The organism is Acinetobacter sp. MB5 (assembly GCF_003261585.1).
Lineage (GTDB): Bacteria > Pseudomonadota > Gammaproteobacteria > Pseudomonadales > Moraxellaceae > Acinetobacter.
This window is the reverse complement of the sequence record NZ_POVU01000033.1, coordinates 1-11,131: the sequence shown is the minus strand read 5'-3', so window position 1 is coordinate 11,131 and position 11,131 is coordinate 1. Positions and strand designations below refer to the sequence as shown.

Below are 11,131 nucleotides of genomic sequence, written 5' to 3'. Positions count from 1 at the left end.
ATAACGTTGAACCCAACGATAAATCGTGGTGTGATCAACATTCACACCACGTTCAGCAAGCATTTCCTGAAGTTCACGATAGCTAATGCCATATTTACAATACCAGCGCACAGCCCAAAGAATGATTTCACCCTGAAAATGTCGACCATGGAAAGGATTCATATACTGAACTTTTAGCTAGAAGGGTATTTAGCTTATCATCTATCGCTATTTGCAACAGTGCCGGATGTTCAAGCGTGACACCCAAGCGTTGAGCTAGAGATGACCGCAATGAAAAAACATTGATAGTTTCATTTTCAATTGCTGATGAAGCAACAAGATTGGCAAGTAGAGTATCTAGAGTGAATTGTTCTTTTGCTAAATCATGCTGACTTTGTCCAAGAAGAAATCCTATTTTTTGATGTATCTGTCTGGTTTTAGGTAAGATGACTGAATCTTGCCATGTGAAATTTGTCCAGTTCTCTGCTTGCCAAATCCATTCCTGCATTTTCAATCTCTTTCTAAAAACCTAAGATGAGTTGAATATAGCATATATTTGGCTCAAAATTTGAGCCAAATATGATATTTAATTAGCTCATATATTTATCTAGATTGAGCTTCTTTAAAATGGACATTTCTACTTAGAAATAACAGAAAAAAGCCCCAACATCCTGTTGGGGCTTTTTCCGTATTTGCGTCTAGGGTCAACTCCTGTCATCCCTCACGATCCTGATGCGAGAACTTATTATTTTTGTTTGATGTTCCGGAACTTCCTGTTCCTCAATGAGTTCAGAATAAGAAATTTAGCCGAGCTTGAATAGGGGACAATGCCCCCTATCCGTGTAAGATATGGCGTACAGTATTAGAGAAAAATTCACCAAGGTTGTCATTCTAGAAAGGTCTGAATGCTCAGTGTTTCAACCTCAGGGATCTAAAGGTGAGTTTTATCCTTAAGCCATGAATTTCTTCTTATTCTTGCATTGGTCATGTGGAATGCCATAACCGGAACATCCCCAGAATTTCCCATAACGCCCGGTACGTAATTTCATCGGTCGACCGCATTGATCACAGATCTTGATTTCTTTTTGACAATTCGGATTTTGACAAATGCTGTGCTCATGCTGGTCTAGGCTAGGTGAGCCACATTATTCACATACTCTCGGCTTAGATCGGCAGATACTTCCCGAACTACAACGATAGAACTTCCCCAACTGGCCGTCTGCCATTTTGAAGTAGCCGTCAGTACAAACAGGGCATTTAAAGATTCGGCGATATTCACTGGCAAAACTTTCAGATAGGATATTCAGTTGGTATTTGGGGGCAAGGAGTTCGGTAATGAATTCCGAGGGGCTCTTGAATCAGCCGGAATATAGCACTTGGTTTGGCCCGGGTGATTGCAACGGCACTGTTGCAAATAGAGAATTGGTCGTGGTAGAAGGTTAGTCACATACGACTTATATGATAAACCTGAACCTGTCAAAATTGCCTTGGATAAGTTAATTCCTTTCTATCAACAGAATCTAAGAGAAATAAAAAAAATCGGGACGTTGCTCCCAATTTTTTTTGCGTCATTCTGAATGAATCATTTTTTAGCAGATTAGGCAAATAACAGTTCAGATTAGGCAAATTGAGTAAATTCGCACGATTTATACTTTTTCTAGAAAATTAAGTTTGTGAATTGAAATCATGGCGACAGAGTATTCCCAATTATTCCAATCCTTCTCACTAACAGCAGATATTACATTACGCAATCGTGTGATTATGGCACCCATGACCACATGGTCGGCAAATCATGACGGAACCGTTTCAGAGGAAGAATTAGCGTATATGCACCAGCGGGTAAATGGTGTTGGATTGGTGATTACAGGCTGTACCCATGTACAACAAAATGGGATTGGATTCACCAAAGAGTTTGCCGCTTTTGATGACCGATTCATTCCGAGTCTAGCGAAATTAGCCCAAGCTGCGAAAAGTGGCGGTGCACCAGCAATCTTGCAAATTTTCCATGCTGGAAATAAAGCGATACCTGATTTAATTCCAGATGCTGATGTCGTAAGTGCGAGCACGCTTAAGACACCAACAGGTTCTTTTGTTGATAGTCAGATGATGAGTCGTGCGTTGTCTCATGAAGAAATTTTGGACATGGTTCATGCATTTGGTGAAACCACACGACGTGCAATTGAAGCTGGTTTCGATGGTATAGAACTGCATGGCGCACACGGTTTTTTAATACAGAATTTCTTTTCACCTTTGTTTAATCAACGAACCGATGAATGGGGTGGATCACTTGAAAATCGTATGCGTTTTCCACTGGCTGTCGTGGCTGAGGTGCAACGTGTGATCCAACAATATGCGCAGAAACCCTTTGCTTTGGGTTATCGCATGTCGGTTGAAGAATATGATGAAAATGGATTGAGAATTCAGGACAGTTTTCAGTTGATTGACCGATTAATTGCAGCAGGTATTGATTATCTACATGTTTCATTGGTTGATGTGTTGAATGCTAAACCCGTCGATCATCTTGATGATGAGCTGACTATTACACGCGTGATTAAACATTTGAATCATCGGATTCCTTTAATTTCTGCAGGTCAAATTCGAACGCCAGACCAAGCTGAGCGAGCTTTGGCACTCGGCTTACCATTGATTGCAATTGGTAAAGCACTGGTGATGAATCCGAATTGGATTGAATTAGCAAAAACTCAGCGAATTCATCTGATTTCAACCGAACTTCAGCTTGAAATGAAGAATGCTGACTTACACATACCAGATCACCTCTGGCAAGAAATTAAACTCAGAAAGGGCTGGTTCCCTATACGTCAGATCGAGCAGGTTTAATCCTGTTTTGCGGGGAGGAGCGATTATGGTTGATTATGAAAGCACACAAGATGTTCTGACATCCTTAGCACAGACGGTCGATCGTTTAATTCAAGTGGATGGCGATCATAAAACAGCGATTCCTGCTTTATCATTGCATCGTCATTCTGAACCGAGTGCTAGCCATTGTCTTTATAATTTGGGTTTGGGAATAGTATTACAGGGCGAGAAACAAGTTGTTGTTGGAGATCAAATCCTGACTTATTCAGCTGGACAGTCGATGATTACCACTATTGATATTCCAGTGGTCAGTCATACGCGTAACTCAGCAGGTCATAAGCCATTTTTAGGTCTGATGCTCTTACTGGATGCATCCATGATTTCTAAAATGGCGACCCAAATGGGACAACTTAATTTTAAAGAGCAAGTACAGCCATCTTTTGCAGTACAGCCAATTGATTATGTCTTAATTGAAGCTGTACAGCGTTTAGTGGCTTTGCTAGACGATCCGATATTGCTGCCACAATTATCACCGATCATTCAGCAGGAGATATTGATTCGTTTATTAACTGGTGTAAATGGGGTTTATTTACGCCAGTTGGTTAAAACTGGTTCAGTGAGTGAGAAAATAGTGAATGTGGTGAATTGGTTGAAACAGAATTTTGTTGAATCCATTCGTCTGGATGAATTAGCCGATCAAGTCTATATGAGTGCGGCAACGCTTCGACATCACTTCCGTGAAGTTACGGGTATGAGTCCTTTACAGTACCAAAAGCAATTGCGCCTTCAGCAGGCACGGCATTTGATGTTCAGTCAGCATTTAGATGTAGGACATGTCGCTGATTTGGTTGGCTATGAGAGTGTTTCTCAGTTTAGTCGAGAATATTCCCGCCTATTTGGAGCTACACCTCAGAAGGACAGGCGCAGCTTAAAACTCTTTTGATGGAACAGGGATGGTAAAATTTTAGTATGGGAAACAAAATATTATTTTAGTTTCCTGCTCTCTGTTTACTTGATCATTTCATCCCATAAAAATCTAGCTTGGGAGTCAGCAGCCAGTATCCTTTTTCCGAATGACTTTGATAAATTTTCATATTTTTATATTATTTAAAGTGGGTTGGGTAAAATTTATGATTAGTTTTCTTAAATGATCGTTGTTAAAAACATTTACGGCATGAGACCGTCATGATAATTATTAAGTTAAGCTTGTATTGCGGTCATCTTTAAAAGAAAAGGACGACTAAATTTAATATTTAAGTTTCTGATTGGATTAGAATATTTATGCCTCGCACTTTTTCTGAAAGAAATATAGATCAACTTACACAAGCTGTTTCGCGTTTGGCTGAGGTGGAAGGTGATCATATTTCAGGGATTCCAGAATTTTCATTTCATAGCAGAATGCGTCCAACAGAAAGTATCCATTGTATTTATAACCTAGGCATTGGCATTATTTTACAGGGTCAAAAAGAAGTCATTATTGGTGATCAGGTCTATCCATGTCATGCTGGACAGAGCATGCTGACCACGATTGATTTACCCGTCACATCGCATGTCATTGAAGCGTCTCTACATCAGCCTTTCTTGGCGATATTACTGTTACTCGATGCTCAAATGGTGAATGAAGTCGTCGCCGATATGCCTGATTCAACAGTGGCATTGTCTGATCATGCTCATCATGCATTTACTGTAGAAAATGCGGATGAGCCTTTGATTAGTGCTTTTCTAAGATTGGTTAAAGTACTCGATGAACCAACGATGATTCCGCATTTAGGGCCGCTGATTCAAAAAGAAATTATCGTACGTTTGCTCAGTGGTCCACATGGCATTTATTTGCGTCAATTGGTGAAATCAGGCTCCACCAGCCAAAAGATTCAACAAGTGATCAGTTGGTTGAAAACCAACTTTATTCAACCCATTCGTATGGATGAACTGGCAGAGAAAGCTTTTATGAGTCCATCTGCTTTTAGGCAGCATTTTCGTACTGTCACTGGAATGAGTCCGTTGCAATATCAAAAGCAACTTCGATTACAAGAAGCCAGACATTTGATGCTCAATCAAAATCTAGATGCAGGAAGAGCAGCGGGCATGGTTGGCTATGAAAGTGCATCACAATTTAGTCGTGAATATAGTCGTATGTTTGGTGAGTCGCCCCAAAGAGATATTCAACGTATGCGTCAAAGTCTATAAATGTATTCATCAAACTTTAAATCTGAAAAGCCGCTTATTGTATTGCTGATTGAATATAGAAAACATCGAACTGAATTCTGCTACTGTTACTTTAAGCAGAGCGGATGTGCATAAACGGCAAGATGTCAGGAATTTTATAAGCTCCATCAAACCCCATTATGATTAGTCTGTAATGGAGTTTATCTTTATGAAATATATAGAAAATATAAAAGTGAACAAAATAGGCAAACTCTTTGTCGTTTTAGGCAATTTTATGGTCTGGTCGCAATCTATACTAAAACCATGAAGAGACAAAGATCCAATCAAAAATTGGATTGCTATACAGCATAATCATTGAATGAGGTATTCAATATGCAAACGGTTCAATATAAAAATCTAGCTTGGGAGTCAGCAGCCAACATCCTTTTTCCGAATGACTTTGATAAAAGCAAAAAGTATCCAGCCATTGTCAGCGTGCATCCAATCGGAAGCTGTAAAGAGCAAACTTCGGGCAATATTTATGGTCAAGCCCTAGCGGATGCAGGCTTTGTGGTACTGGTCATCGATGCTTCGTTCCAAGGTGAAAGTGGTGGTGAACCCCGTTTTATTGAAAACCCCTACCACCGTGTCGAAGATATCCGTTATGCCGTGGACTATTTGGTCACTCAAGATTTTGTAGATGAAAATCGGATCGGTGCATTAGGTGTATGTGGTGGCGGTGCTTATGTGTTAAATGCAGCGATGACAGAGCGGCGTATTAAAGCCGTGACCTCAATTACGGGTGTGAACTTTGGCCGTATGACGCGTGAAGGTTATGGCGGCACAGGTGATGCTTTGATTGAAGGACTTGAAGCCATTGCTCGACAACGTACTGCTGAAGCTCGTGGTGCAGAATTATTAGTGAATAACTTATTACCACCATCTGTTGAAGAAGGTAAAAAAGCGGGCATTACCGATATTGATCCACTTGAAGCGACTGAATATTACAAAACCGCGCGTGGTCAGCAACCGAATGGTGCAACCAGTGCCTTGTTTTCTCGCATGAGTGTGGCTTTAGGTTGGGATGCCTTCCACTTAGCTGAAGTTTTATTAACGCAACCCATCTTAGTGGTGATCGGTGACAAGCCGGGAGCTTTTGGTGCTTATCGCGATGGTCATGAAGTGATACACCGCGCCGCATCGAAACAAAAAGAGCTATTGGTTTTAGAAAATACATCACATTACGAATTGTACGATCAACCAGAACCTGTTGCTAAAGCACTCGCGAAAGTAATCCCATTTTTTAAAGCATATCTTTAAGTTTGAAATACAAAAATTTCAATAGAGGAATATGAAAATGTCAAAAGAAATCAGTATCCAGAATCACAATGGTCAGGGGATTACCCTTGCAGCAGTCATTAACTTCCCAGAAGGTTTTGATGAAAGCAAAACTTATCCTGCGGTTGTGGTGAGCCATCCGGGCGGTGGTGTTAAAGAACAAACCGCTGGCCTATATGCGCGTAAGCTTGCCGAACATGGCTTTATCACAATTGCGTATGATGCATCGTATCAAGGTGCAAGTACGGGTATGCCGCGTCAGTTAGAAAACCCGTATGTCCGCACTGAAGATGTCAGTGCTGTGATTGATTATCTAACAACTTTGCCTTATGTCGATAATAGTCGTATTGGTGCGATGGGGATTTGTGCAGGCGCAGGTTATACCGCAAATGCAGCCATCAATGACCGTCGTATTAAAGCGGTGGGTATGGTCAGTGCGGTAAACATTGGGCAAATGTTCCGTAATGGTTGGGAAAACAATGTGAAAGATGCAGATGCGATCCCTTATATTCAAGCAGGTTCAGATGCTCGAACTTCAGATGCGAGTGGTGCTGAAATTGCAACGATTCCACTTGCACCATTGAAAGAAGAAGATGCACCGAATGAAGAATTACGTGAGGCATGGGAGTACTACCATACTCCACGTGCAGAACATCCAAATGCACCAGGTTTTGCAACTGCGCGCAGCTTAACCCAAATCATTACGTATGATGCGTATAACAAAGCAGAAGCATTTTTTACTCAGCCCTTACTTGCAATTGCGGGTAGTCAAGCTGGAAGTAAATGGATGAGTGAAGACTTGATTCATCGTGCTGCAAGTACAGACAAAACTCTCTATGTAGTCGATGGTGCGAACCATATGTCACTGTACGACAAATTGAATTTTGTTGATGAAGCCGTCGCTCAACTTGTTCCATTTTTCACGACAAAACTTTAATTTCTAAAGGTTCAAGTCAACAAACAGGTCACGAATAGGTGACCTGTTTGTTGATGCTAGGTTATAACCATTCTATTCATTTGCCTCAGGTTCTTTAGCAGAGGCTTAGCCGCTATTCGCTCAGAATAGGCAATAAATTGCTAGAAAATGGCAAACCATGACCAGCGTAACATTCAATAATAATCAAAATTCTTGTACTCCTTATTTTATAGAAAGGTTAGCTAAGCAAATGTTGATTACTTTTTCTGCCCTTGTCGTGCTACTGATCATGCTAAGTTTTATCACTGCACAACATCCACTGCTAGGTAAAAATCCTACAGAGCAACGTATGGAATTCGTGCAAAACTCTCCCAATTTTCAAAATGGTAAGTTTCGTAATCTGATTGAAAAACCAGGCATGACCGAAGGTTCTAATATCGTTGTTGAAGTTTATAAGACCTTCTTTAAATCAATTCCAAATCGTGAACCGAGTGAAGCACTACCATCGGTCAAAACAAATTTGAAAGCATTTGATCCTGAGCAAGATGCTTTAGTTTGGTTTGGTCACTCATCTGCTTTTATGCAGTTAGACGGTAAAACGTTCTTAATTGATCCTGTCATGAGTGGTAAAGCATCTCCGTTCCCTTGGGGCACACGTGCTTATAAAGGAACAGATATTTATACGGTGGATGATCTGCCAGAAATTGACTATCTCTTAATCTCACATGACCATTATGATCACCTAGACTATGAAACTATTCTTAAATTGAAAGACAAAGTAAAACTGGTGGTGACTGGTCTAGGTGTGGGCGAGCATTTTGAGCATTGGGGATATCCAAAGAATAAACTGATTGAAGCCGACTGGGGGGATAAAATGGATTTCGGTAATGGAATCAGCATTATTACCGAAACTGCCCATCATGATTCAGGTCGTGCCTTTGCTGGAGGACAGCATCTCTGGGTATCTTTCATAATTCAATCTTCAAAGCGAAAAATTTTCTATACAGGCGATGGTGGATATGACAAACACTTTGCTGAAATTGGCAAGAAATATGGACCCTTTGACTGGGCTTTAATGGAGAATGGGCAATATGATCCTGCATGGCGATCTGTGCATTGCCATCCTGATGAAGTGGCTCAAGCAACCGAGGAACTTCAAGCCCGTAATATGATTCCTGTGCACCATTCTAAATTCAGTTTGGCTAAGCATGCATGGTATGAACCGATTACTAGAATTTCAGAATATTCGAAATCTAGAAATTATCGACTTGCGACACCGATGATTGGAGAGTTGGTTCAGCTTGATAATGATCAGCAGCCTTTTAAAGCGTGGTGGAAAGACGTGAGATAATCTAGTTTTTTAAATCGTCGCTTAGCCTCATCTTCGTATGAGGCTTTTTTCTGCCTGAATAGATTTATGTCCAAATACAGTTCGTCAAATTAGGCAAACATCTCGACATTTCAGGTGAATGTCGCTTCTGTGGTTGTTATTAAATATCACGATAAAGATTGGTTAGACATTCTTTCCTTTGATGAAATAAATATAAGGTGACAGTGATGAAAAAAGTTTTAATTCTTGGTGCGACCGGACAGATTGCGAAATGGGTCGTCGCCATGTTGGCGAATGAAAATGATATTCAACAGACGCTTTTTGTTCGTGATGCTAAAAAATTAGGTGATTCTATCCCTGCGAATGCTGATGTGGTTGAAGGAGATGTTCTGAATATCAATCAGTTAAATCAAGCTGTAAAAGGGCAGGATATTGTTTATGTCAATTTAGCGGGTGAAGTTGATTTACAAGTTGAAAACGTTATTCAAGCCATGAATGAACAAGCTGTTCAACGTATTATCTTTATTAATTCACTTGGTATCTATGATGAGGTCGCGGGTAAGTTTGGGGAGTGGAATACCAAAGAAATTGGTATGTACCTACCGCCTTACCGTAAAGCAGCGGATATGCTTGAAGCTTCAGATCTAGACTACAGTATTTTACGCGCAGCGTGGCTCATGGACGAAGATGAAATTGATTATGAGACTACTGAACGTGATCAACAATTTAATGGTACCGTTATTTCACGTAAAAGTGTTGCAGCACTCGTAGTTAAAATTATTCAAGACCCGAGCTTTGCCTCTCATAAAAATTTAGGTGTAAACAAACCGAATACTGATGCTGACAAGCCATACTTTTTATAATGTGACAGCTTTTAAGGCTAAAGATTAATTTTTAGCCTTGTTCATTATTTTGATAAGCCTAATACGCGATATCGTGTGCAGTCATCAATTGATGTGTACTGATATAGACCAGGAACCAATTTACAGGTATCCATTTGAATTCTATCGCCTGGTAGAGGGCGTTCATAACGAATGAAATCAACTTTACGACGGAATTTTTTAATCAGTTTTACTTGATGGTTGGATAGTACTTTATGAATAGTCGCTAAGGACAGTGAAACTCCATGCAGTCTCATCAATTCTGTTTGCAAACGTCGAGCACCCAGATTTCTAGCCGAGCGTATTTCCAGTATTAAGACTTCTAGCTCAGCATTGACTTTAGTATTTGGAGATTTTAATGGGTATTTACTCTGACTACTTAATCCATCAATACCTTGCTCAGAATATCGTTTCCACCACTTGCGTAACGTTGGTCTAGAAATGCCACATCTCCGACAGACTAGGCCAGCATCATTGGTTTCTTCAAATAACTTAACCCATACGAGTCGTTGTTGTATTTCTCTATTCATAGACACCGATTATATTGAAAGGATGTCTATGAATCACACATTCTCAAAAGATGCCAAGCAGACGTGCACAGAAAACAGCAGTTCAACAACGAAGTCTGAATCCTGTACTTGACATTGGAAATGTCTGTATAGGACATTTCTACTTAGGAATAACATCATTAAGTATTTCTTTGTTTTTCAGTATCTTATGTTATATGTATTAGCCCGATTCTCACGATTCGGGCTTTTTATGTGAATTAGATTGTTCCACGCCTACTTCTTGATCATTGTTTCACAATTTTGATTAGCTGGCCTTGATAGTGGTTACTCTTCAAAAATGGCATTAAAACGAGCCACAACCTCATCTAAAACGTCAGAGTCGATTGATTCTAAAAATTTAGCATGTCGAGCATCGAAGTCTAAAGCCCTAGGTTGATCGCAGCGTACAACACCTGTCGTTTTGCCACCAATAACTTCAACAGCAAAACCTGAGTTACGGGCAAAACGTCCACCTGAAGTAATCGGCAAAACAATCGGCATTTTAGTCACAAGATTGAATGGCTTAGGTGAAATGATCAATACAGGACGCTTCCCTTGCTGTTCATGCCCCAATGTTGGATCTAAAGAAATTAAATAAATATCACCTCGATTCATTAGATCTCTTCTCGTCCGACTGGCTTCATATCATTCCAAGCATCTTGTTCGAGATTCAAACTTTCATGTTCAGCAAGAAGATCAGCGAGTTTGTATGAGGGTTTCTTTTTAGGTTCAACTAAGAGCTTTCCATCTTTGACATCCAGTGAAACTGTTTTACCCGCATCTAAGCCTAATTTTTTCAATAAAGTAGGTGGCACAGCCAACATGATTGATCCACCAACTTTACGTAGATTGGTATGTAACATACGCACCTCAAAAAGTTATATAAACATATAACTATTATCTGATAAAAAAGAAATTAGTCAATCTTATTCTACCCGTCAGGTAAGAAAAACGGCACTGTTGCAAATAGTCATTGATGATAAGCTAAATATCCTTCTAGCTAAAAGTTCAGCATATGAATCCTTTCCATGGTCGACATTTTCAGGGTGAAATCATTCTTTGGGCCGTGCGCTGGTATTGTAAATATGGCATTAGCTATCGTGAACTTCAGGAAATGCTTGCTGAACGTGGTGTGAATGTTGATCACACCACGATTTATCGTTGGGTTCAACGTTAT

The 11,131-nt window shown here is 40.1% G+C and carries 10 protein-coding genes and 4 pseudogenes; 8 read left to right on the top strand and 6 right to left on the bottom strand.

What is annotated here, in order from left to right; translation table 11 throughout:
• From C1A47_RS17250 to C1A47_RS17790, 3 genes and pseudogenes are all read right to left on the bottom strand, one after another.
• A pseudogene (locus C1A47_RS17250) lies at window positions 1-162 on the bottom strand (IS6 family transposase); the annotation flags it as partial.
• 61 nt (window positions 163-223) lie between these two features.
• Window positions 224-487: pseudogene (locus C1A47_RS17245) on the bottom strand (DUF4172 domain-containing protein); the annotation flags it as partial.
• Window positions 488-929: 442 nt separating this feature from the next.
• Complete coding sequence (locus C1A47_RS17790; protein ID WP_205669604.1) at window positions 930-1,028, bottom strand: hypothetical protein; 99 nt, start codon at window positions 1,026-1,028, stop codon at window positions 930-932.
• Window positions 1,029-1,665: 637 nt separating this feature from the next.
• On the opposite strand from C1A47_RS17790, the gene C1A47_RS17235 reads away from it, so the two are divergent.
• From C1A47_RS17235 to C1A47_RS17205, 7 genes are all read left to right on the top strand, one after another.
• Window positions 1,666-2,817: an NADH-dependent flavin oxidoreductase gene (locus tag C1A47_RS17235; RefSeq protein WP_111896254.1), complete on the top strand. Its 1,152-nt coding sequence runs from the start codon at window positions 1,666-1,668 to the stop codon at window positions 2,815-2,817.
• 25 nt (window positions 2,818-2,842) lie between these two features.
• Window positions 2,843-3,739: an AraC family transcriptional regulator gene (locus C1A47_RS17230; protein ID WP_111896253.1), complete on the top strand. Its 897-nt coding sequence runs from the start codon at window positions 2,843-2,845 to the stop codon at window positions 3,737-3,739.
• A 338-nt stretch (window positions 3,740-4,077) separates the two neighbouring features.
• Window positions 4,078-4,983 carry an AraC family transcriptional regulator gene (locus tag C1A47_RS17225; protein WP_111896252.1) on the top strand — a complete coding sequence of 302 codons (906 nt, stop codon included), beginning with the start codon at window positions 4,078-4,080 and terminating at the stop codon, window positions 4,981-4,983.
• Between the two features lie 351 nt (window positions 4,984-5,334).
• Complete coding sequence (locus C1A47_RS17220; protein ID WP_111896251.1) at window positions 5,335-6,261, top strand: alpha/beta hydrolase; 927 nt, start codon at window positions 5,335-5,337, stop codon at window positions 6,259-6,261.
• A 37-nt stretch (window positions 6,262-6,298) separates the two neighbouring features.
• The gene (locus C1A47_RS17215; RefSeq protein ID WP_111896250.1) at window positions 6,299-7,216 is read left to right on the top strand and encodes an alpha/beta hydrolase; all 918 of its coding nucleotides are present in this window, start codon (window positions 6,299-6,301) and stop codon (window positions 7,214-7,216) included.
• A 229-nt stretch (window positions 7,217-7,445) separates the two neighbouring features.
• The gene (locus tag C1A47_RS17210; protein WP_111896249.1) at window positions 7,446-8,546 is read left to right on the top strand and encodes an MBL fold metallo-hydrolase; all 1,101 of its coding nucleotides are present in this window, start codon (window positions 7,446-7,448) and stop codon (window positions 8,544-8,546) included.
• Window positions 8,547-8,752: 206 nt separating this feature from the next.
• Window positions 8,753-9,388, top strand: coding sequence for an SDR family oxidoreductase (locus tag C1A47_RS17205; RefSeq protein WP_111896248.1), 636 nt, complete (start codon window positions 8,753-8,755; stop codon window positions 9,386-9,388).
• Window positions 9,389-9,441: 53 nt separating this feature from the next.
• Here the strand turns inward: C1A47_RS17205 and C1A47_RS17200 are convergent.
• From C1A47_RS17200 to C1A47_RS17190, 3 genes and pseudogenes are all read right to left on the bottom strand, one after another.
• Window positions 9,442-9,936, bottom strand: a pseudogene (locus C1A47_RS17200) (helix-turn-helix domain-containing protein); the annotation flags it as partial.
• Between the two features lie 303 nt (window positions 9,937-10,239).
• Window positions 10,240-10,569: a type II toxin-antitoxin system PemK/MazF family toxin gene (locus C1A47_RS17195; RefSeq protein WP_111896247.1), complete on the bottom strand. Its 330-nt coding sequence runs from the start codon at window positions 10,567-10,569 to the stop codon at window positions 10,240-10,242.
• Window positions 10,569-10,817, bottom strand: a complete 249-nt coding sequence (locus C1A47_RS17190) for an AbrB/MazE/SpoVT family DNA-binding domain-containing protein (RefSeq protein ID WP_111896246.1) — start codon at window positions 10,815-10,817, stop codon at window positions 10,569-10,571. The genes C1A47_RS17195 and C1A47_RS17190 overlap by 1 nt, the downstream gene beginning before the upstream one ends.
• Window positions 10,818-10,969: 152 nt before the next feature.
• Here C1A47_RS17190 and C1A47_RS17185 point away from each other — a divergent pair.
• A pseudogene (locus C1A47_RS17185) lies at window positions 10,970-11,131 on the top strand (IS6 family transposase); the annotation flags it as partial.